Source organism: Pseudomonas crudilactis (assembly GCF_013433315.1).
Lineage (GTDB): Bacteria > Pseudomonadota > Gammaproteobacteria > Pseudomonadales > Pseudomonadaceae > Aquipseudomonas > Aquipseudomonas crudilactis.
The window spans coordinates 64,877-84,815 of the sequence record NZ_WXVV01000008.1 but is presented as its reverse complement, the minus strand read 5'-3'; the positions used below and the strand labels follow the sequence as shown (position 1 = coordinate 84,815).

20 protein-coding genes and 2 pseudogenes are annotated in these 19,939 nt (G+C 59.6%); 10 read left to right on the top strand and 12 right to left on the bottom strand.

Annotated elements, in window-relative coordinates; translation table 11 throughout:
- Positions 1 to 124: 124 nt before the first annotated feature.
- The 3 genes from GTU76_RS10855 to GTU76_RS10845 are packed head-to-tail and all read left to right on the top strand — an operon-like array spanning position 125 to position 2,169.
- The gene (locus GTU76_RS10855; protein ID WP_180698608.1) at positions 125 to 550 is read left to right on the top strand and encodes a YybH family protein; all 426 of its coding nucleotides are present in this window, start codon (positions 125 to 127) and stop codon (positions 548 to 550) included.
- 40 nt (positions 551 to 590) lie between these two features.
- Complete coding sequence (locus GTU76_RS10850) at positions 591 to 935, top strand: YciI family protein (RefSeq protein ID WP_008081988.1); 345 nt, start codon at positions 591 to 593, stop codon at positions 933 to 935.
- Positions 928 to 2,169, top strand: coding sequence for an RNA polymerase sigma factor (locus GTU76_RS10845; RefSeq protein WP_180698607.1), 1,242 nt, complete (start codon positions 928 to 930; stop codon positions 2,167 to 2,169). The genes GTU76_RS10850 and GTU76_RS10845 overlap by 8 nt, the downstream gene beginning before the upstream one ends.
- Positions 2,170 to 2,350: 181 nt before the next feature.
- On the opposite strand, the gene GTU76_RS10840 is transcribed toward GTU76_RS10845, so the two are convergent.
- Entirely contained in the window at positions 2,351 to 3,205 is an 855-nt protein-coding gene (locus GTU76_RS10840) for a LysR family transcriptional regulator (RefSeq protein WP_016984800.1), read from the bottom strand.
- Positions 3,206 to 3,294: 89 nt separating this feature from the next.
- Here GTU76_RS10840 and GTU76_RS10835 point away from each other — a divergent pair, with 89 nt between their 5' ends.
- Complete coding sequence (locus tag GTU76_RS10835; protein WP_175553416.1) at positions 3,295 to 3,732, top strand: multidrug/biocide efflux PACE transporter; 438 nt, start codon at positions 3,295 to 3,297, stop codon at positions 3,730 to 3,732.
- 47 nt (positions 3,733 to 3,779) lie between these two features.
- On the opposite strand, the gene GTU76_RS10830 is transcribed toward GTU76_RS10835, so the two are convergent.
- A complete protein-coding gene (locus GTU76_RS10830) occupies positions 3,780 to 4,538 on the bottom strand; it encodes an SDR family NAD(P)-dependent oxidoreductase (RefSeq protein ID WP_175553417.1) in 759 nt (252 codons plus the stop codon).
- Positions 4,539 to 4,658: 120 nt separating this feature from the next.
- Here GTU76_RS10830 and GTU76_RS10825 point away from each other — a divergent pair, with 120 nt between their 5' ends.
- Positions 4,659 to 5,555, top strand: coding sequence for a LysR family transcriptional regulator (locus tag GTU76_RS10825; protein WP_180698606.1), 897 nt, complete (start codon positions 4,659 to 4,661; stop codon positions 5,553 to 5,555).
- A gap of 122 nt (positions 5,556 to 5,677) precedes the next feature.
- Here GTU76_RS10825 and GTU76_RS10820 read toward each other — a convergent pair whose 3' ends face one another.
- Positions 5,678 to 7,291, bottom strand: a complete 1,614-nt coding sequence (locus GTU76_RS10820) for an inorganic phosphate transporter (protein ID WP_016984803.1) — start codon at positions 7,289 to 7,291, stop codon at positions 5,678 to 5,680.
- 248 nt (positions 7,292 to 7,539) lie between these two features.
- The gene (locus GTU76_RS10815) at positions 7,540 to 8,562 is read right to left on the bottom strand and encodes a transporter (protein ID WP_007917764.1); all 1,023 of its coding nucleotides are present in this window, start codon (positions 8,560 to 8,562) and stop codon (positions 7,540 to 7,542) included.
- Between the two features lie 277 nt (positions 8,563 to 8,839).
- On the opposite strand from GTU76_RS10815, the gene GTU76_RS10810 reads away from it, so the two are divergent.
- Both GTU76_RS10810 and GTU76_RS10805 read left to right on the top strand, forming a co-directional pair.
- Positions 8,840 to 10,462 (top strand): methyl-accepting chemotaxis protein, encoded by a 1,623-nt coding sequence (locus GTU76_RS10810; protein WP_180698605.1) that lies wholly within the window; start codon positions 8,840 to 8,842, stop codon positions 10,460 to 10,462.
- Between the two features lie 110 nt (positions 10,463 to 10,572).
- Positions 10,573 to 11,019: a hypothetical protein gene (locus tag GTU76_RS10805; RefSeq protein WP_180698604.1), complete on the top strand. Its 447-nt coding sequence runs from the start codon at positions 10,573 to 10,575 to the stop codon at positions 11,017 to 11,019.
- Positions 11,020 to 11,283: 264 nt separating this feature from the next.
- Here GTU76_RS10805 and GTU76_RS10800 read toward each other — a convergent pair whose 3' ends face one another.
- A complete protein-coding gene (locus tag GTU76_RS10800) occupies positions 11,284 to 11,589 on the bottom strand; it encodes a PepSY domain-containing protein (RefSeq protein WP_007917758.1) in 306 nt (101 codons plus the stop codon).
- Positions 11,590 to 11,751: 162 nt separating this feature from the next.
- Complete coding sequence (locus GTU76_RS10795) at positions 11,752 to 12,879, bottom strand: glycerophosphodiester phosphodiesterase (protein WP_180698603.1); 1,128 nt, start codon at positions 12,877 to 12,879, stop codon at positions 11,752 to 11,754.
- Between the two features lie 221 nt (positions 12,880 to 13,100).
- Between GTU76_RS10795 and GTU76_RS10790 the strand changes: the two genes are divergently transcribed.
- Positions 13,101 to 13,427, top strand: a complete 327-nt coding sequence (locus tag GTU76_RS10790; protein ID WP_016984808.1) for a DUF2025 family protein — start codon at positions 13,101 to 13,103, stop codon at positions 13,425 to 13,427.
- A 124-nt stretch (positions 13,428 to 13,551) separates the two neighbouring features.
- On the opposite strand, the gene GTU76_RS10785 is transcribed toward GTU76_RS10790, so the two are convergent.
- Positions 13,552 to 13,857, bottom strand: a complete 306-nt coding sequence (locus GTU76_RS10785) for an antibiotic biosynthesis monooxygenase family protein (protein ID WP_180698602.1) — start codon at positions 13,855 to 13,857, stop codon at positions 13,552 to 13,554.
- A complete protein-coding gene (locus GTU76_RS10780) occupies positions 13,857 to 14,561 on the bottom strand; it encodes a CTP synthase C-terminal region-related (seleno)protein (protein WP_180698601.1) in 705 nt (234 codons plus the stop codon). The genes GTU76_RS10785 and GTU76_RS10780 overlap by 1 nt, the downstream gene beginning before the upstream one ends.
- A 15-nt stretch (positions 14,562 to 14,576) precedes the next feature.
- Here GTU76_RS10780 and GTU76_RS10775 point away from each other — a divergent pair, with 15 nt between their 5' ends.
- Positions 14,577 to 15,518 (top strand): LysR family transcriptional regulator, encoded by a 942-nt coding sequence (locus tag GTU76_RS10775; RefSeq protein WP_180698600.1) that lies wholly within the window; start codon positions 14,577 to 14,579, stop codon positions 15,516 to 15,518.
- On the opposite strand, the gene GTU76_RS10770 is transcribed toward GTU76_RS10775, so the two are convergent.
- The 4 genes and pseudogenes from GTU76_RS10770 to GTU76_RS10760 form a co-directional block, all read right to left on the bottom strand.
- Positions 15,519 to 16,052 (bottom strand): DUF1003 domain-containing protein, encoded by a 534-nt coding sequence (locus tag GTU76_RS10770; protein ID WP_016984812.1) that lies wholly within the window; start codon positions 16,050 to 16,052, stop codon positions 15,519 to 15,521.
- Between the two features lie 177 nt (positions 16,053 to 16,229).
- Positions 16,230 to 16,667 (bottom strand): annotated as a pseudogene (locus GTU76_RS30540) (methyl-accepting chemotaxis protein); the annotation flags it as partial.
- Between the two features lie 108 nt (positions 16,668 to 16,775).
- A pseudogene (locus GTU76_RS30535) lies at positions 16,776 to 17,459 on the bottom strand (PAS domain-containing protein); the annotation flags it as partial.
- A 569-nt stretch (positions 17,460 to 18,028) separates the two neighbouring features.
- Positions 18,029 to 18,637: a TetR/AcrR family transcriptional regulator gene (locus GTU76_RS10760; RefSeq protein WP_180698599.1), complete on the bottom strand. Its 609-nt coding sequence runs from the start codon at positions 18,635 to 18,637 to the stop codon at positions 18,029 to 18,031.
- A gap of 215 nt (positions 18,638 to 18,852) precedes the next feature.
- Here GTU76_RS10760 and GTU76_RS10755 point away from each other — a divergent pair, with 215 nt between their 5' ends.
- Positions 18,853 to 19,908: an MBL fold metallo-hydrolase gene (locus GTU76_RS10755; protein WP_180698598.1), complete on the top strand. Its 1,056-nt coding sequence runs from the start codon at positions 18,853 to 18,855 to the stop codon at positions 19,906 to 19,908.
- Positions 19,909 to 19,939: the final 31 nt, after the last annotated feature.

Sequence of the window (19,939 nt, the reverse complement as noted above, 5' to 3'; positions counted from 1 at the left end):
TACAAAGATAAGCCTCGGATTCTAGCGATTTTGGCCTCAGTGGAAATTTTTTGTTTCGACTGTCGATCTGCCTGTTTGCCGAACGACTAAGGGTGTCTTCACAACAAAAACCACGGAGAACACCATGAGCGCACAAACCGAGATCCAGACCCTGATCAACACCTACCGCGAAGCCGTCATGACCAAGGACGTGGAGAAAGTCATGGCGTTGTACGCCGACGACATCGTCTCTTTCGACGCGATCAAGGCCCTGCAATTCAAGGGCAAACCGGCCTACCGCTCGCACTGGGTGGCGTGCATGGAAATGTGCCCCGGCCCGCACGTCTTCGAATTCCACGAAATCGTCATCGAAAACGCCGACAACATCGCCTTCGCCCACTGGGTGGCCAACTGCGGCGGCACCAACGACAAGGGTGAAACCCAGAGCTGCTGGATGCGCGTCACCGCCTGCTATCGGCAGATCGGCGGGGCGTGGAAAATCGCCCATGAACACTGGTCGGCGCCGTTCGATCCGATGAGTGGCGCAACCCTCTTCGATGTGACTCCCTGATCTTCAGCCATAGTTGAACCGTCCGATTCAGGAGAACGCCATGAAGTATTTATGCCTGGTCTACAGCGATGAACGCCTGCTGCATTCATCCCCCGACAGTCCGGAAGACGCTGAGTGCTGGGCTTATGCCGAGTCGATTCAGGGCAGCGGCCGGATGGTTGCCGCCGAGGCGCTGGAGTCGGTGCAGACCGCCACTACCGTCAGGATGCGCAACGGCAAACTGTCGATCACCGATGGCCCGTTCGCTGAAACCAAGGAGCAATTGGCCGGTTTCTACCTGATTGACGCCAAGGATCTCAACGAAGCGATTCAGGTCGCCGGCAACATTCCGGCGGCGCGGGTCGGTAGCGTTGAAGTGCGCCCGGTGCGGCAGTTGAATGTCTGAAGTCCGGGCGCGGGTCGAGCAGGTCTATCGCGAAGACTCGCGGCGGATACTGGCGACGCTGATTCGCCTGCTCGGCGATTTCGACCTCGCCGAAGAAGCCTTGCATGAGGCGTTCTTCGTCGCGGTCGAACGCTGGCAACGCGACGGCGTGCCGGACAATCCGCGCACCTGGCTGGTCTCGACCGGGCGCTTCAAGGCGATTGATGTATTGCGCCGCCGCGCGCGGTTCAAGGCCTCGCAACCCCTGTTGCTGGCGCAACTGGAAGAACTGGAACAGGCCGACTGGAGTGGCGAGGACGTGGAAGACGATCGCCTGCGGCTGATCTTCACCTGTTGTCACCCGGCGCTGGCGGCGGATGCGCAAGTGCCGCTGACCTTGCGTGAAGTCTGCGACCTCACCACCGAGGAAATCGCCCGCGCCTTTCTCTCGGCGCCAGCGGCGATAGCCCAGCGCATCGTGCGGGCGAAAGCCAAGATCCGTGACGCGAAAATCCCTTATCAAGTACCGAGCCTGAGCGAATTGCCCGAGCGCCTCGACAGCGTGTTACGGGTGATTTATCTAGTGTTCAACGAAGGGTATTCGGCGTCGGTCGGGGCTGAATTGACGCGTGAGGATCTGACCCGTGAGGCGATCAGGTTGGGGCGGTTGTTGATGGAGTTGCTGCCGGAACCGGAGGTGATGGGGTTGCTGGCGATGATGTTGTTGCACGAGTCGCGGCGTCTGGCGCGCACTTCGTCGAGTGGTGAACTGGTGCTGCTGGATGATCAGGATCGCTCATTGTGGGACAGCGCGTTGATAGCTGAAGGCTGTGCGCTGGTTGAGCGTGCGCTGACCACGCGGCGGTTTGGGCCCTATTGCCTGCAAGCGGCGATTGCCGCGGTGCATGCCGAGGCGCCAACGGCGGCGGAGACGGATTGGGAGCAGATCGTTGGTTTGTATGACGTGCTGCTGCGGGCGGTGCCTTCGCCGGTGATCGAGTTGAACCGGGCGGTGGCGGTGGCCAAGCGCGATGGGGCGCTGGCGGGGTTGAATTTGATTGAGGGGATTTTGGCCCGGGGTGAGCTGCAGGATTACCACTTGGCGCATTCGGCGCGGGCGGAGTTTTGTCGGCAGTTGGGCAGGGTGGAGGCGGCGCGTTCGGCGTATTTGCGGGCCTTGGAGTTGACCCGACAAGAGCCGGAGCGGCGGTTTATTGAAGGGCGGCTCATGGCGCTGGAATCGCCCTCACCCTAGCCCTCTCCCAGGGGGAGAGGGGACCGATTGGGGGATGCTGTACAAGTACGCCGACCTGAACGCTCAGCGGTGAATCCATAATCGACTCGATATTTCAGGTCGATGTATGACGCAAGACACCTCGGTCGGCCCCCTCTCCCACCGGGAGAGGGCTGGGGTGAGGGTGGCTCTATCTTCAACGCTATTCCAGCATCTTGCTCAACAACCAACTCCCCGCCGGCCCCGGCGGATACAGGCGCGACCACAACGCATCAACAAACACCGGCTTAGGCCAGCCGCGCACTTTCAACTCCACCAACAGATCATTGCCAAAGCGCTGCGCCAGCCAACGTGGCAACGGCGCCCAGCCAAAGCCCTTCTCGGCCATTTCCAGCAGCATCAGGTAACTCGGCGCCGACCACACCCGACCTTTGCCGCGACTGTCATACGGATTGACGATCGTCGCCAGACGCAATTCGCGATGCTGCTCGAGGATCTGCTGATCAATGTGATCAAGCTTGGCCAACGCATGGTCGCGATTGACGAACAGGGCGATCTCCGTGCGTTCGGCCACGGTCGAGGTGACCAGATCCGGCGGATAGTTCTCCTGCATCTCGGCGAACGCCAGATGCGCGCGACCGCGCTGTACCAGCTCGATCAGGTCATCGCACTCAGCGATCAGGCATTCCAGTTCCAGATCCGGATAACGCTGCTCAAACCCGACCAACGCCGCTTCAAAACGGTCCGACTGATAGGTGTCGGAAATCGCCACGGTCAGCTTCGGTTCGACGCCTTGGGAAAGTTGCCGCGCAGTCATCTCGAGGCGACTGCTGGCCGCCAGAATCGCCTCGGCACGTTGCAGCATCACATGCCCGGCCGGGGTCAGCGTCGGTTTGCGGCTGCTGCGATCAAACAGCTGCAGATCCAGATCGATCTCGAGACTGGCCACCGCCGCGCTGATGGTCGACTGGCTGCGCCCGAGCTTGCGCGCCGCTGCGGAAAACGAGCCTTGCGTGGCGGCCTGGACAAACGCCAGCAGTACTTCCTGCGAGATCATCAACTATCGCCTTGATCGATGGTTATTGGTTATGAAGTATCGGTATCAAGATAGATCATGGCAACCATCTTCACTCAAGGAGTCAGGCCATGACTGCCAACAAATCCATCACTGAACGTATTTTCCAGGCCATCGGTTTCGAACTGCTGGCGATTCTGATCTGCACCCCGTTGCTGGCGTGGATCATGCAAAAACCGATGCTTGAAATGGGCGCGGTGACCGTGTTGATCGCCCTGTTGGCGTTGGGTTGGAACGTAGTGTTCAACCGCTTCTTCGACCGTATGCTTGCGCGCATGAACGTGGCGCACAACGCCTGGGTACGGGTGGTGCACGCGCTGCTGTTCGAGGGTGGTTTGATCGTGATGGGCGTGCCGCTGATTGCCTGGTGGTTGTCGGTCAGCCTGTGGCAGGCGTTTTTGCTCGACATCGGTGTGCTGCTGTTTTTCCTGCCGTACACCTATGTGTATCACTGGGGATATGACGTGGTGCGTGAGCGCGTGATGATGCGTAATGCGTGTCAGGGTTAAACAAAAAAATCGCAGCCCGAAAGGCTGCGATTTTTTGTGCCTGGTATTTAGAGAAACATCCCGCCGGATGCCTCGACCCGCTGACCATTGATCCACTGCGCACCCGGCGACAGCAACAGTGCCAACGCCCCGCCAATGTCATCCGGCTGACCGGCACGACCCAGCGCAGTGTTGTCGGCGACCATCGCATTCACTGCCGCGTTGTCGCGAACGGTGCCGCCGCCAAAGTCGGTTTCAATCGCACCTGGCGCCAAGGTATTCACGGCAATCTGCCGTGCGCCCAGCTCTTTCGCCTGATAGCGGGTCAGGACTTCAATAGCGCCTTTCATTGCGGCATAAGCGCAGGCGCCGGCAATGGTGAAACGCGCTAGACCACTGGAAATGTTGATGATCCGCCCGCCGTCGTTGATCAGTGGCAGCAGTTGCTGGGTCAGGAAGAACGGCCCTTTCAGATGGACATTCATCAGCAGGTCGAATTGCTCGACGGTGGTCTCGGCGAAACCGGCATGCAAGCCGACCCCGGCGTTGTTGATCAGGAAATCAAAGCGCTGGCGGTCGAAGGTCTGCTGTAACGCTTGCTCAACACGTGTAGCGAAATCGGCAAAGCTCTCGCTACGGCCAACGTCCAGTTGCAGCATCACGGCTTTGCCGCCGAGAGCCTGGACATCTGCGACCAGCGCTTGGGCTTCATCGGCACGGCTGTTGTAGGTGCCAATGATGTCGATGCCTTGAGCGGCGAGGTGCAGAGCGGCGTTCTTGCCCAGGCCACGACTGGCGCCGGTAATCAATGCGATTTTGCGATTCATGGAGGCTTCCTCGATTGCGGTGAGTGGTGATGAACTCAGTTTATTTGTCCGCCCTGAGGTGATAAACAGAGTGAATCCGGAATCACTGATCGGCTCAGCCGAACAATCGACAGGTGCCTAATGAACAAACTGGAACTGCTGCGCACCTTCGTCCGTGTCAGCGAACTGTCGAGTTTTACCCTCGCCGGGGAAAATCTCGGTCTCCCGCGATCGACCGTTTCCGAGCATGTGCAAGCGCTCGAAGCGCTGCTCGGCACGCGCCTGCTGCAACGCACCACGCGCAAGGTGCAGGCAACTCAGGACGGCCTGGTGCTGTACGAACGCAGCAAGGATCTGCTCTCGCACATGGACGAAATCGAAGGGTTGTTCCGCCAGGACGAGGCGTCGCTGACCGGGCGCATTCGTGTCGACCTGCCGAACATTCTCGCGCGGCGCCTGGTCATGCCGCACCTGCCGCAGTTCATGGATCGGCACCCGAATCTGGAACTGGAAATCAGCAGCACCGATCGCCGCGTCGACCTGCTCAGCGAAGGCTTCGATTGCGTGGTGAGGATTGGCGCGCAACCGGATCAATCAGTGGTCGCGCGGCACCTCGGTGACTTCCCCATGGTCAATTGCGCCAGCCCCGCCTACCTCGAACGCTACGGTGTGCCGCAGTCGCTGGAAGATCTCGCGCAGCATCGACTGGTGCATTATGTCGGCGTGCTGGGTTCGCGTTCGGAAGGGTTTGTGTACGAGGAGGGCGGGCAGGTTAAGCGCTTGCCGATGGCAGGCAGCATTACTGTCAACAGCACTGACGCTTACGAGTCGGCGTGCCTCGGCGGCTTCGGTCTTACTCAGGTGCCGCGTACCGGCATGCAACCGCATCTGGCTAACGGCGAACTGGTGACGGTGTTGCCGCAATTCACGGCGCCGGCGATGGGCATTTCATTGCTGTATGCGCGACAGCGGCATTTGCCGTTACGGGTGCGGGTGTTTATGGATTGGCTCGGCGATCTGATTCGCTCCGCGCTCTGAACCTGAATACAAAACCAATGTGGGAGCGAGCTTGCTCGCGAAGACTGCGTGTCAGTCAATTCAGAGTTGACTGATCCACCGCTTTCGCGAGCAAGCTCGCTCCCACAAGGATAGTTGTGCGGTTAGAAGATCTGGGTGAACAGCCAATACAGGCTGCCCGACAGCAGAATCGCGGCCGGCAGCGTCAGCACCCACGCCATCAACAGATTGCGGATGGTCCTCATCTGCAACCCGCCACCGTTGGCGACCATGGTCCCGGCCACGCCCGAGGACAACACATGCGTCGTCGACACCGGCAAACCAAACATGTCCGCCGCACCAATGGTCAGCATCGCCACGGTTTCCGCCGAAGCACCTTGCGCATAGGTCAGGTGGGTCTTGCCGATCTTCTCGCCAACCGTCACCACAATCCGCTTCCAGCCAACCATGGTGCCCAGCCCCAGCGCGATGGCCACGGCGATCTTCACCCACAGCGGAATAAACCGCGTGGCGTTGTCGATCTGCTGCTTGAACAGTTGCAGTTTGCTGCTGGTGTCGGCGTCGAAATTGCCGACCTTGTTCTTGTCCATCAGGCGAATGCTTTCGCTGGCCAGGTACATGTCATTCCGCACGTTGCCCATGGCTTCAGCCGGGACTTTCGCCAGCGAACCGTAGCCTTTGACTTCTTCACCAATGTGCCCGGTGAGGGCGGCGAGGGCGGGGATCAGTTGCGGCGTGGCTTCCTTGCTGCGCACGTAGTCGGAGAGGACGGGACGCGGATCGGCCGGCGCCGGCAGCGGTGCACTTTTCACCAGCGCTTGCTGGGTGACTTGCGCCACAGCGGCGAACTGCAGCGATTGTTCTTCCGGCATGGTGCGGTTCAAGGCGTAGGCCATCGGCAGTGTGCCGACCAGAATCAGCATGATCAGGCCCATGCCTTTCTGGCCATCGTTGGAGCCGTGGGCGAAGGACACGCCGGTACAAGTCAGAATCAGCAAGCCACGAATCCACCACGGCGGCGGGGTGTTGCCTTCCGGGGCCTTGTACAGCGAACGATTCTTCACGAATGCGCGCAGCGCCAGCAGCAACAGCGCCGCGCAGCCGAAACCCACCAGCGGCGACAGCAGCAAGGCGTAACCAATCTTGGTCGCCTGCGCCCAGTCGACACCGCTGGTGCCGTCACGGCCATGCATCAAGGCATTGGCCACGCCGACGCCGATGATCGAACCGATCAAGGTGTGCGATGACGAGGCCGGCAAACCCAGCCACCAGGTGCCGAGGTTCCACAGGATCGCCGCGATCAGCAGGGCGAAAATCATCGCGAAACCGGCGGACGAACCGACCTGCAGAATCAGCTCCACGGGCAGCAGGGCAATGATGCCAAACGCCACCGCGCCACTCGATAGCAGCACCCCGAGAAAGTTGAAGAAGCCCGACCAGACCACCGCGACATTCGGCGGCAGCGAGTGGGTGTAGATCACTGTCGCGACGGCGTTGGCGGTGTCGTGGAAGCCGTTGACGAACTCAAAGCCCAGGGCAATCAGCAGCGCCACACCGAGCAACAGGAACGGCGTCCACGTAGTCACTACCGTGCCGAGTTCGTGCATGTCGTGCATCAGGCTGTAGGCGGTGAACAACATCCCCATCGCCAGCACGGCGAAAAAGATCACGTAGGTAAACGGGCTGGTTTTCTTGTCGAGGGCTGGCCTGCCGCTGGCGGCGGACGCGGGGCTGGCGGTCAGGGAGGGAGTAGCCATGAGCGGACAATCCTGAGCGAGGGAAGGAGTGTCGCCCATGATCGTTGCAGAATGTTACAGAGAGACTGCGTCAGGTCAGTGTTTGCGGTTTTAGCTCCACCGCTGATCCGAAGACTAAAGAAGATCCCTGTGGGAGCGAGCTTGCTCGCGAAAGCGGTGTGTCATCCGACAATGATGGTGACTGACACTCCGTCTTCGCGAGCAAGCTCGCTCCCACAGGGGATCTGCGGTGGTAGTGCATTTCGTGGTCAATAATCCCCGCGCTTACGAAACGCCCAACGCCCGGCAATCACGGTAAACGTCGCCACCAGCGCAACCAATATCCAGAACCCCTCCGGATCCTGCGACAACGGCACGCCACCCACATTCATCCCGAAAAAACCGGCAATGATGTTGATCGGCAACGCCAGCACAGTCACCACCGTCAGAGTAAACAGCGTGCGGTTGCTCTGTTCGTTGAGGTTGGCGGCGATCTCTTCCTGGAGCAGTTTGATCCGCTCACCCAGCGCAGTGAGGTCGTTGATGATCAGCGCAAACTCCTCGGTGGACTTGCGCAGCTCCTTGACGTCCTCCTTCTGCAACCACGGCGGCGGCCGGTTGAGCAGACGCAACAACGAACCCGGTTCCAGCGCCAACAGCCGTTGCAGACGCACCAGCACCCGCCGGTTGGCACCGAGTTCGGCACGGTTGGTCGACAGCCGTGAGGAAAGCAATTCGTCCTCGACCTGATCAACGCTCATGCTGGTCTTGCGCACGATCTGCGTCAGCACCTCGCCCTGATCACGGAGCAGATGCACGAGCAGTTCCGAGGGCGAACGAAAGCGCTCGCCGGCCTTCACTGACGAGCGCAATTTATCCACCGAGTGCAGCGGTTGCAGGCGCGCGCTGACGATCAGTTTGCTGCGCACGCAGACCCACAGCGTCGACACGTCCGAGGAGACCATGCTGCTGAGGTTGAACACCACGTCGTTGACCACCGCCAGCAACGCCGAGTCGACATGCTCGATGCGCGTCGACCGTGAGCCTTCGTGCAGCGCCTCGAAAAACTCTTCGGGCAATTGCAGATGACTTTTCATCCAGCGCTCGCACGCCGCATGCGCCAGATTGAGGTGCAGCCAAAGAAATTCGCCACTGTCGCTGTCGTCCTGCAAACAGCGCAATGCCGTCGCCGAGTCAACTTCGCGACCGCGTTCGCCGGGGAGGAAGCGATAGCCGTAGAGCAGGCCAAACAGATCGGGATCGCGATGGCTGATATCGAGGCTGTGGTTCATGAAGGCTCGCTGCGAGGAGGGTGTGTCGGTCGCGCAAATGGCAGGTTCACTGAGCCGCATCATCGCAATGTCACATGACGTTTATGTGACAGCAAAGTGACGTCAAATCAGCGACTTACCGACGGTCGGAATTTCTTCAAGAAGCGCTCTGGTACGCCGATCACGCTTGGGTTACGTTGCGCGCGCTTGGCCATGAGCCAAGGCTCGCCGACATGGATGTCCGGCACAATTTCACGCCCTACCGGGCGTGCCTCATCCTTGTTCTGAGTATCTTTCGATGCTGCAAAAATCCCTGAGAGCGCAAATTCTCGCCTTGCTGAGCGGCAGCCTGCTGGCGGTGCTGTTGATCGCGCTGGCCTGTTTTCATTTTCTGTCCAACGGCGTGCAAAGCTACAGCCAGTTGATCGCCGGTCCCTTGCACACTTCACAACTGATCGATGAAGCCAACCTGCAATTCAAGGTGCAGGTGCAGGAATGGAAAAACGTCCTGCTGCGCGGCAAGCAACCGGCGGATCTGGCCAAGTACTGGGGCCAGTTCGAAGACCGGCAGCGCGATGTGCAGAATATTCTCGGCGAACTGGCTGGCCAGAAAGGCCTCGAGCCGAGCCTGAAAAACCGTATCGAACGCCTGCGCGATGAGCATCGTCAGCTCGGTTCTGCCTACCAGAAGGGCCGCGATGCCTACGTGGCTGCCGGTGGTGATCCGACGGCAGGTGACGCGGCGGTCAAAGGCGTTGACCGTGCCGCCAGTGATCAGATGAGCGAACTGGTCGCCGAGTTGCGCAAGCAAGGCACCGCGCAGTCGGCGCTGATCAGTGCCGAGGCCGATCGCACCGTATGGCTGGGGCTGCTGGTGATGCTCGCGTCGGGTCTGTTGATCGGCCTGCTCAGCCTGTGGCTGGTCAACCGCAACCTGGTCGAGCCGATCCGCAAACTGATCGATTACGTCACTCAGTTGAGTCGCGGCAAACTCGCCGAGCGTGTGGTCAGCGACCGTCAGGATGAACTGGGCAATCTCGCCGCTGCGGCCAACACCCTGCGCGATTTCCTCGCCGACACCTTCACCCGTTTGCAACGCAGTGCGTCGGATCTGGACAGCGCCAGCGGCGAGTTGAACGCCATCGCCACGACCATGGCCGGCGGCACCAACGAGCAGTTCAACCGCACCGATCAGGTGGCCACGGCGATGAACGAAATGTCCGCCACCGCGCAGGAAGTGGCGCGTCACGCCGCAGACGCCGCACGTGCGGCCGACGATGCCGACCAGTCCGCCCAACAGGGTGAAAAGGTCATGCAGAGCACCATCCACTCGATCACCCAGATGCGCGGCGAAATCGCCAACACCGCCACGGTGATCCGTCGTCTGGAAGCCGACAGCGGTCGTATCGGCAAAGTGCTGGAGGTGATTCGCGGCATCGCCGAACAGACCAACCTGCTGGCGCTCAACGCTGCGATCGAAGCGGCGCGCGCCGGTGAAGCCGGGCGTGGTTTTGCCGTGGTCGCCGATGAAGTGCGCAACCTCGCGCAACGTACGGCTGAGTCGATCATCGAGATCAACCAGATCATTCAGAGCGTGCAGACCGGTGCGGTGGATGCGGCGCATGCCATCGACAGCGGCCAGACGCGCAGCGAAGAAAGTGTCGAGCAAGTGACTCAGGCCGGCGCGATGCTGGAGCGCATCACCCACGCCGTGGAAGCGATCCGCGACATGAACCGTCAGATCGCTACTGCTGCCGAAGAGCAGACCTCGGTGGCCGAGGACATCTCGCGCAACCTCACCGAGATTACGTCGATTGCCAGCACCAACCTCGACAACGTGCAGCGCACCGAAAGCGCCAGCCAGAACCTGCATAGCCTGTCCGGGCAACTCAATGAAGTCACCGCTCGCTTGAGCGCCTGACGCTATCGGACGTGTACCGGTTCGGATACCGAGTCGGTACACAGTCGATCTCAAATCGATACGGGCGTGGTCGATGACCGGTTATCTATAACCGGCATTGGAGCCTTTCCATGGTCAGCATCACTTCTGTTTCGATCAATCAGACCGTCACCACACCCACCAGCAAAACGTCGATCAGTGACGTTGGTGACGACACGTCTACCTCAGCAACCGCCAGCACGGGTGCGACGGCCGATACCGGTAAAGTCGCCGCCGGTGGTGGTGCCGCTCCGGCGGGTGACAGCGGTTCCAGCAGCAGCGAGGAGTCGGATTCGGTGAAAGAACTGCGCAAGCAGATTGCCGAGTTGCAGAAGCAATTGCAGGAACAGCAACAGGCGTTGCAAGCGGCGCAGGCGAAGCAGGAAAGTTCGGATGCGAAGGTCGCCGAAGTGGCTGCCGCACAAGCGCAGATCACTGCCACCTCGGCCTCCCTGTCCACCGCCACTGCCTCGCTGTTGCAGGCGTTACAGGATTCCGACTCGAGCACCTCGGGTTCGCTGGTCAGCACCTCGGCGTGATGCCTTTTCCCCTCACCCTAGCCCTCTCCCAGAGGGAGAGGGGACTGACCGCGGTGACTATTTGAGGTGCGCCGACCTGAAATATCGAGTCGAACTCAGGCCTTGAATAGCCCGCGGTCTGCTCCCTTTCCCCTCGCCCCCTTGGGGGAGAGGGCTGGGGTGAGGGGGAGAAAATCTCACTGACAACACATCAACCACGCCAAACACCAGACACAAAAAAGCCGCACGATCTTTCAATCGTGCGGCTTTTGGTGGTGCGTTCAATCAAGTGTCTTGCTTGTTGCTCAACACCTTGCCAGTGGTCGCATCAAAGTCCACGTCGAACTCTTTACCATCAGCCGTCTTCAGCTCAACTTCATACTCATAACCATTGAAGTGGTTATCCAGGTCGGTGTCAGTAATAGTCGCACCCGGATGCAGTTTCAGCGCTTCGGCGTTCATCGACTCCAGCGACTTGATCTTGCCCGACTTGACCAGTTCAGGAATCTGGTCAACGCGAACATCAGCCTGAGCCAGGCCAGCGGTAAGAGTCAGGGCGGCAGCAGTAAACAGGGCAGTCAAAGTTTTCATCGGTTCGTTCCTTGGGGTGATTCGTTTAAGTGGCCTCAGGTTAACCAGCGCAACTTAACTCACCCTTAAAACTCCGCACCCAAACAAAACGGGCAAGCCACACACCCGCACAGAACCTGTGGAAGTGTGGCTTGCCCGCAATGAAGGCGCCTCGATTTCAGATCAGAAGCCGTTGTTCTTCAACACCTGATCAACACTGCCAGCCGCCGGGCGTTTGTAGAACTTCAACAGTTCGCTGGCGCGGTTGGTGAAGATGCCGTCGACACCAGCGGCCATGACTTTCTCGAAGTCCACCGGCTCATCAACGGTGTAGACATGCACCAGCAGGCCTTGATCGTGGGTGTATTTATTCATCCACGGTTGCACCAGATCCGAATAGCTCTGATCGCCGCCCTTGGTCAGCTTCGCCGAAGGGCCGGTGCCGATTGCACCTTGAGCCTTGGCGTAATCCACCCATTGCTTGAATTCGGCTTCGGACTTCGGCTCTTGTTTACCGTAGAAAACGTTTTTGTCCTTCTCGCCGGATTCGGCAAACGTTACTTTCGATTTCGGCTCGATGCTGCCTTCACCCACCCACAGCAGGAGGATCTTCGGCACCTGCGGCATTTCTTTTTCCAGCAGTTCGAGGCTGTTTTTCTCGAAGGTTTGCAGGATCACTTTGCCTTTGCCCTGACCGACACCCAGCGCACTTTTCGCCAGTTTCGAACCGGCCGGGCTCAGCCAGCCACGATCCTGCAGTTTTTCCTTGAGGTCTTTTTCGATCCCGGGAAACAGCTGCGGCTCTTTGGTCTCGATGTACAGGCCCGGTTTGTGTTGCGGGTTGGCCTGGGCGATGTCGATGATTTCATCGAGGGTCAGAATTTTCAGTCCGGCGTAGGACGGGCGGGCGCGATCCGGGTACTTGGCGTTGAACCAGCTGCCGGCATCGAGGGTTTTCAGTTCGGCCATGGTGAACGCGGTGGCCGAGGCGTCTTTGCGCTCCGGAAACTTGCTGGCAACGTCAGTGGTGCGTTGCAGGTTGTCGTCGTGCAGGGCGAACAGCACGCCGTCCTTGCTGCGCTGCAGGTCCATTTCCAGGTAATCGGCGCCCAGATCACGCGCCAGTTTGTAGGACGCTGCGGTGGATTCCGGTGCATCGAAGGACGCACCACGGTGAGCGATTACCGCCGGGTGCGGGATGCCGTGGGCCGCGGCGACGGCGGCAGGATCCGTCTGGCTGGCGGCGTGCGCCTGACCGAGGCCGAGCAGCAGGCTCAGGACCAGAGCGCTTTTGGTGAAAGTGGCGGGCATGTTCGAGTTCCTTTCGCAGGGCATTTTCAAAGACGTATCTTTTAACAACTGAATCGATTGCGTGCTATCGCCAGACCGACATAAACGTATTAAAAGCGATTTTTCCTGCACTTTTGTGGCGCCGTTTGCAGTACGCTTGCCCTCGGCAGACGTCCCGGCAGAGGGCTCGCCGTGCAGTTGCCCTGCGTGTAAACCATCGATCACCTTTCGTGAGGTTTACCATGCGCATCACCTCCCAACTCATCTGCCAGGCTGCTGACGATCTCAAAGGATTTGTCGGCCTTAACCGTAAAACCGGTCAGTACATCGTGCGATTTAGCGAAGATTCGTTCGGCATGGACGTGGCGGATGACGGCATTATTCCTGTGAACGAATTTGTCTGGGCGCCGGCGACAGCGCAGACCATGACGCTTAAACGCGAGTTGATTCAGTTGTTGCTGGATCAGCATATCGATGAGCGGATCAACATCACCGAGCCGTTGCGGGTGTATATGAGCAAGGTTGACGTGCCGGAGATTGTGGCGGTGCGCAGTCTGGTGCGCGGCTGAGACGCTCTGTGACAGTGCAGGCCTCTTCGCGAGCAAGCTCGCTCCCACATTGGATCTGCGTCGATCACAAATCCACTGTGGGAGCGAGCCTGCTCGCGAAGGCGGCCGCCAATGCGCCGCCCTTTTATTGGCCGAACCGATACTCCCGCTCCACCCGACACACCCGCGTATGAAACGCCGAATACCATTGCGAACGACCACGCGCCTGAATCTCCCGATGCTCAGGATGCTGCCGCCACGCCAGAATCGCCGCTTCGCTCTGCCAATACGACACCGTAATCCCCACGCCATCCGCCCCACGAACCGACTCGACACCCAGAAACCCCGGCTGCTCACTCACCAACACGGCCATGCGCTCGGCCGCCTCGGCATAGCCGTTGTCACCTTCGGTGCGAGTCGACGTAAAAATCACCGCAAAGCAATCAGTCATCAACGTGACTCCCCACAAGCGTCAACAAACGCGCGCACCAGCGGCGGCATCAACCCTTTGAGCGCCGCACGTTCCGGCTGGAACAACGTCGCGACAAAGAAACGGTGATCCGTCAGCTCAATCGCGCGCAAATCCCCTGACGAATCATGCCCCACTGCCTGTAGCCGATCGCCCAACAGTTGCTGTTCGAACTGCGGGTTCACACCGAAGCGGCAGCGATAGCCTTCACGAATCTGCGACGTTTCGTACGCCTTGGCGATCAACGAACCGGGCACCAAGTGAATGCTGTCCACCGCTTCTACCAGCGAACAGGTCAACGGCGTGAGTACCGCACGTTCAGATTCAGGTGACGTCTCACCATGCTCGGCATCCTCCCAACCCAGCACGTTGCGGGAAAATTCCAGCACCGCATGTTGAAAACCACCGCAGGTGCCGAGGAAAGGGCGCTGCTGTTCGCGGGCAAAACGGATCGCCCGCAATGCGCCGGCTTCACTTTTGTAAGGACTGGCGGGGACGCACCAGAAACCGTCGAACCGCTCGAGCGGCGTATCGGCGTGGATCTGCTCGGTGGGCAACCATTCGAATTGCACGTTGCGGTTGAGGTGTTCGGCGACCAGCCCGAGGGCGACGGGAATGGCTTGGTGAGCGGTGACCTGCGGGTCGTAATCGCCAATCAGGGCGATACGGATGGCGCTGTTTTCCATGGAGGTTCCCTGCGCTTGTTGATTGATGGCAGTCACTATAGATTGGCGTTCACGCACTCAACATTGGCGTTTGCCCAAGTGATCAATGCAGCGACGCACTATCAGCTCGACTATCCCGATCTGGCCCTGATTCTCGCCTTGGTACGCGGCGGCTCGCTGGCTCGGGCCTCGCAGTTGTTGAAAGTCGACGTGTCGACGGTGTTCCGCGCCGTGCGCCGTCTCGAAGCTGCGCTCGGCCAGCAACTGTTCGAAAAAAGCCGTGCCGGTTATCTGCCGACAACGTTGGCGCAAACACTGGCCGAGCAAGCCGAGCGCGCCGAACAAGCACTGGAAGCCGCGCGCATTGGTGTAGAGCAGGGCGGTGAAGTGGTCAGCGGCACGGTGCGCCTGACCTGCACCGATTCGGTCTTGCAAGGTTTGCTGCTGCCGGCGCTGGCGCAGTTCATGCCCAATTACCCGGCACTGACCATTGAGCTAAGCACCTCCAACGATTTCGCCAACCTCAGTCGCCGCGATGCTGACATCGCCCTGCGCCTGACGCGGACACCGCCCGAGCATCTGGTCGGACGACAACTGGCGAAGATTTCCTACCGGGTCTGCGCCAGTGCGCGGTATCTGAAGAATGTCGATGCATCGGATCTGACGACGTTGACCTGGATCGCCCCGGACGACTTTCTACCCGATCATCCGACGATTGCGTGGCGCCGCCAACACCTGCCCGGCGTGACACCGGGCTATCGTTGCAACAGCATGTTGTCGGTGACAGAGCTGGTTCGCGCGGGCCTCGGCGTGGCGGCGTTACCGGACTTCTTGATTACCGACGGTTTGCAGGCGTTGAGCGAGCCGCTGCAGGGTTATGACACCGCGCTGTGGCTGCTGACCCGCCCGGATTGCCGGGCGTTGCGCTCGGTGGTGACGTTGTTCGATGAATTGGGGCGGGCGCTGCGTTTGCCGTGATCAGCGCTGCGGGTTCTGGCGCATGTGGTCGTGCAACTCGCTGGTCAGGCTGGCGATGCGTTCGGTGAGGTTTTTGGTCATCTCGGTGAGGCGGGTGTTCTGCTCCAGCAGCTCAAGCAGTTGCGCGGTGTTCTTCGCCGCTTGGGCCTGACGCTCGGTATTGGCCTGTGCCAGGTCTTCACGATGTAGTGCGTCAGCATCGGCCTGCGCCTTGTCGCGGGCAGCCTGGCGTGTTTGTGCGAGCAGAATCAGCGGCGCGGCGTAAGCCGATTGCAGGCTGAAAGCAAGGTTCAACAGGATAAACGGGTAGACGTCGAAGGTGGTCACGCCAAACACGTTGAGACAGATCCACAAGAGCACAATCAGGGTTTGCGCACCGAGAAACATCGGCGTGCCGAAGAACCGCGCAAACGCCTCGGCGCGCAGGGCGAACGTGTCGTTACCGAAGGTGGTGCTGAGGTGGGCGTGGGGGCGGTGGAAGCGCAAGTGATCGACGGGAGCTGTTTCAGGCGATGCGGGTTTTTCAGTGGTCATGATGCACTCGGCAGGGCGTGGGACGTGTAGTCACTATAGCCCTGCGTTGTGGTGACCGGCCCCTTCGCGAGCAAGCTCGCTCCCACAGGTAGCCGGGGTGTTCACACATATTGTGATCAACCTAATCCCTGTGGGAGCGAGCCTGCTCGCGAAGGCCGCGACGCGGTCTACCTGCCTTTAACCCGGCACCCGCTCATTGGCAAACATGCTCACCGCATCCACCGCCTCGCTGGCGCCATCACGAATCTGCAAAATCACAGTGCCTGCCTGATTCGCCAACTCGACCCCTTCCGCCGCGCGCCCCCGGGTGCCTTCCATGCTCTTGATGGCCTGGCGGGTCTCGTTCTGGATCAGCCCGATCATGCTGGAAATCTCCGCGGTCGAGCCGCTGGTTCGAGCCGCCAATTGCCGCACTTCGTCAGCGACCACGGCAAACCCGCGCCCCTGTTCACCGGCGCGCGCTGCTTCGATCGCAGCGTTGAGCGCCAGCAGGTTGGTCTGATCGGCAATCGCGCGGATGGTGTTGACGATGGCGGTGATCTGCTCGGAGCGTTCGCCCAGTTGTGCAATCAGCGTTGAAGACTCAGCAATGTCTTCGGCGATTTCACGCATTTCGCTGGCGGCTTGCTGGATCACCTGCGTACCTTGCTCGGCGACTTTTCGGGTTGCCACGGAGATGTGATACGCCGCGCTGGCACTGCGTGCGTCCTGTTCGTGTTGCTCGACGCGGGTAGTCACGTCGGAGGCGAACTTCACCACTTTGCACAAGCGCCCGGCTGCGTCATAAACCGGGTTGTAGTTGGCTTCGAGCCATACGGTTTGCCCGCGTTTATCGACGCGTTCGAACTGACCCTGGAAAAGCTCGCCCTGGTTCAAGCGCCGCCAGAAATCTTCGTAGGCGCTGCTGTTGACCAGTGCCGGCGTGCAGAACAAACGGTGATGTTTACCTTTCAGCTCGGCGAGGGTGTAACCCATGCGCGTCAGAAAATTCTGATTGGCTGTGAGAATACTGCCGTCGAGGTTGAATTCGATGACCGCCATTGCCCGGTCAATCGCCTGCAACTTGGCGTTGGCTTCGCTTTCCTGCTGCACCTTGGCGGTCACGTCCATCGCGTACTTGACCACTTTCACCACCCGTCCCGACGCATCCTTGATCGGGTTGTAACTGGCCTCCAGCCAGATCGGCTGGCCCTTGCCGTCGACGCGTTCAAATGTACCGGACTGAAACTGGCCGTTTTTCAGGCGTGACCACAAATCAGTGTACTGAGCGCTGCGCCCGAACTCTGGCGTGCAAAAGCGTCGATGAGATTGGCCGATCGCTTGTTCGGCGGTGTAACCCATGGTCTTGAGAAAGTTGTCATTGGCACGCAGCACCACGCCATCGAGGTCGAACTCGATCACCGCCATCGAGCGATTGATCGCATCGAGCAGGCCGGCTTGTTCGGTGAGGGTGCGCTGAAGATCGTCGATGACGGATTTGTGGCGATTGAAGAACATGTTCGCACTACTCTGGAAGTGGGGAGGATCGAGGATTCAGTCCCTATTTCCGCGCCGGCAGACCGAATGCGCGGACGGCATTCGGCAATGTCTGCTCAATACCAGTATTCCTTAGCTGGCAGATGGCTACTTATACAAAACTTCATAAACTTGTACAAGAAAGTAATTATTTGTAATTTTGTATAACTTTTCGAGCGTCGGCGTTGTCCGTCGCGGTCCTGGTCAAGGCAGCGTTGATGGTGTTGAGGCCCTTGTGTTTAGCGGTGTAGAGCGTTTTATTGGCATCGTTCTGCCAGTCGAGGACATCCTTGTACAAGGATTGATAGCGCGCCAAACCGATACTAAGGCCCACTCGCAACTCTGGCACCCGCGGATGACAACATGAATTCAAGGCTTGACCAACGCTCCATCAACTCTCCAGGCCTCATGCAGCGGCAACTGGCGGGGTCACACAGAGCGGGTTACAGGAGGAGGGCGGATTAGCGTTGATAGCAGGTTAAAAACATATCCAGTGCGGATTCGGCGACGGTGTTCTGCATCTCGACATCGAGGGCTGCGCGGCCCATCGACATCTGTGGCCAGAAGGCAAAGGTCTTGAGCAAGCCTTGTACTTGATGGGCGGCGAATTCCGGATCGACCGGTTTCAGTCGACCGTCAGCCTGCGCAGCGCGAATCCACACGGTCAGGCCTTCCTCGCGCTCGCCCATGCGCTCGATCATGTTCTGCGCGCGCTCCGGCGAATGAATGGTCGCAGCAATTGCCACTCGGGCCAGGGTCAGAAAGTTTTCGTCGGCCATCAACTGCACTTTGGCCTGAAGCATTTGCCGCAACTGATCACGTAGAGGCTGATCGCGGTTATAGACGACCGATTGCTCAGCGCTGATTCGTGCCCACAACTGGTTGAGAATTTCGGCGAACAGCTCTTCTTTGCTGGGGAAATGGTTGTACACCGTGCGCTTGGATACACCGGCGGTGGCCGCGATTTTGTCCATGCTGGTGACTTCGAAACCGTTGGCACGGAATTCAGTAATCGCCGCTTGAATAATGGCTTCGCGTTTACGGTCGGTGAGGCGCTGTGGAGCTGTCATAAGTACGCTTTGGCAGAGAAAAGATGAAATTACACTTGGCAGTTTACTTGTCATCCGCTTTGATGCAACCTAGAAACTACACCGATCAGTGTAATGTTGCGTTAATCCTCGCAACTTAAAAAGCAGAAGTTCGGCCTATGCGTGCAGCTTTGGCCATTTATCGTCCCACCGTAGAAAAACCGTGAATTGCGCGGTTTTTCTGGAGTCATTCAGTCATGGCCAATCCAGTTTCCCTTCCGGATAACACATCCACGCCTGAAGCCTCGCGGCAGCATCAGGGGCTGTTTCGCAATCACGCACCCGTGCAGCGCGAAGGCCTACGCAAAATGCTGCGGATCATGTGGAACATGATTTTCCACAAACCGCGCAACACGCGCCCCGCCGCGCCGATCCCGGTGCAAACGTTGACCCGGGAAGAACTGCTGGCGGCACCCAATCACAGCGTCTATCGCCTCGGCCACTCGACCCTGCTGCTGAAGCTGCGCGACAAATTCTTCATCACCGACCCGGTCTTCGCCGAACGTGCATCGCCGGTGCAATGGGCCGGGCCGAAACGTTTCCACCAGCCACCGATCAGTATCGACCAGTTGCCGCCGATCGAAGCGGTGATCCTGTCGCACAACCATTACGACCACCTCGATTACCAGGCCGTGCTCAGACTGGCCGCCAAGACCAACCTGTTCCTGACCCCGCTGGGCGTCGGCGACACCCTGATCAAATGGGGTGTCGATGCCAGCAAAGTCCGTCAGTACGATTGGTGGCAGGGCGCAGAGATTGCCGGCATCCGTTTCGTCGCCACACCGTCGCAACACTTTTCCGGCCGTGGCCTGTTCGACGGCAACAGCACGCTGTGGGCGTCCTGGGTGATGATCGACGGCGACACGCGGATCTTCTTCAGCGGCGACAGCGGCTACTTCGACGGCTTCAAACGCATCGGCGAACAGTACGGCCCGTTCGACCTGACCCTGATGGAAACCGGCGCCTACAACGTCGAATGGCCACACGTGCACATGCAGCCAGAAGAAACCCTGCAAGCGCACATCGACCTCAAGGGCCGCTGGCTCTTCCCGATCCACAACGGCACCTTCGACCTGGCCATGCACGCCTGGCACGAACCGTTTGACCGGATCCTGGCACTGGCGTGGGAACGCAGTATTTCCATTACCACGCCGCAAATGGGTGAGGCGTTTAACATCACTCAGCCGCAACGCGGAGAGGCGTGGTGGTTGGCGGTTGAAGGGGAGAGTGACGCGGTGGTGCAGAGCGCCTGATAGCTCGCCCAGTTCGCCCCTTCGGGGGCGA

What these genes read in the sequence shown, in the direction of transcription:
- GTU76_RS10855 (WP_180698608.1), top strand. Translation starts at nt 125, where the DNA reads ATGAGCGCACAAACCGAGATCCAGACCCTGATCAACACCTACCGCGAA.
- GTU76_RS10850 (WP_008081988.1), top strand. Translation starts at nt 591, where the DNA reads ATGAAGTATTTATGCCTGGTCTACAGCGATGAACGCCTGCTGCATTCA.
- GTU76_RS10845 (WP_180698607.1), top strand. Translation starts at nt 928, where the DNA reads ATGTCTGAAGTCCGGGCGCGGGTCGAGCAGGTCTATCGCGAAGACTCG.
- GTU76_RS10840 (WP_016984800.1), bottom strand. Translation starts at nt 3,205, where the DNA reads ATGATCTCGCAGGAAGTACTGCTGGCGTTTGTCCAGGCCGCCACGCAA.
- GTU76_RS10835 (WP_175553416.1), top strand. Translation starts at nt 3,295, where the DNA reads ATGACTGCCAACAAATCCATCACTGAACGTATTTTCCAGGCCATCGGT.
- GTU76_RS10830 (WP_175553417.1), bottom strand. Translation starts at nt 4,538, where the DNA reads ATGAATCGCAAAATCGCATTGATTACCGGCGCCAGTCGTGGCCTGGGC.
- GTU76_RS10825 (WP_180698606.1), top strand. Translation starts at nt 4,659, where the DNA reads ATGAACAAACTGGAACTGCTGCGCACCTTCGTCCGTGTCAGCGAACTG.
- GTU76_RS10820 (WP_016984803.1), bottom strand. Translation starts at nt 7,291, where the DNA reads ATGGCTACTCCCTCCCTGACCGCCAGCCCCGCGTCCGCCGCCAGCGGC.
- GTU76_RS10815 (WP_007917764.1), bottom strand. Translation starts at nt 8,562, where the DNA reads ATGAACCACAGCCTCGATATCAGCCATCGCGATCCCGATCTGTTTGGC.
- GTU76_RS10810 (WP_180698605.1), top strand. Translation starts at nt 8,840, where the DNA reads ATGCTGCAAAAATCCCTGAGAGCGCAAATTCTCGCCTTGCTGAGCGGC.
- GTU76_RS10805 (WP_180698604.1), top strand. Translation starts at nt 10,573, where the DNA reads ATGGTCAGCATCACTTCTGTTTCGATCAATCAGACCGTCACCACACCC.
- GTU76_RS10800 (WP_007917758.1), bottom strand. Translation starts at nt 11,589, where the DNA reads ATGAAAACTTTGACTGCCCTGTTTACTGCTGCCGCCCTGACTCTTACC.
- GTU76_RS10795 (WP_180698603.1), bottom strand. Translation starts at nt 12,879, where the DNA reads ATGCCCGCCACTTTCACCAAAAGCGCTCTGGTCCTGAGCCTGCTGCTC.
- GTU76_RS10790 (WP_016984808.1), top strand. Translation starts at nt 13,101, where the DNA reads ATGCGCATCACCTCCCAACTCATCTGCCAGGCTGCTGACGATCTCAAA.
- GTU76_RS10785 (WP_180698602.1), bottom strand. Translation starts at nt 13,857, where the DNA reads ATGACTGATTGCTTTGCGGTGATTTTTACGTCGACTCGCACCGAAGGT.
- GTU76_RS10780 (WP_180698601.1), bottom strand. Translation starts at nt 14,561, where the DNA reads ATGGAAAACAGCGCCATCCGTATCGCCCTGATTGGCGATTACGACCCG.
- GTU76_RS10770 (WP_016984812.1), bottom strand. Translation starts at nt 16,052, where the DNA reads ATGACCACTGAAAAACCCGCATCGCCTGAAACAGCTCCCGTCGATCAC.
- GTU76_RS10760 (WP_180698599.1), bottom strand. Translation starts at nt 18,637, where the DNA reads ATGACAGCTCCACAGCGCCTCACCGACCGTAAACGCGAAGCCATTATT.
- GTU76_RS10755 (WP_180698598.1), top strand. Translation starts at nt 18,853, where the DNA reads ATGGCCAATCCAGTTTCCCTTCCGGATAACACATCCACGCCTGAAGCC.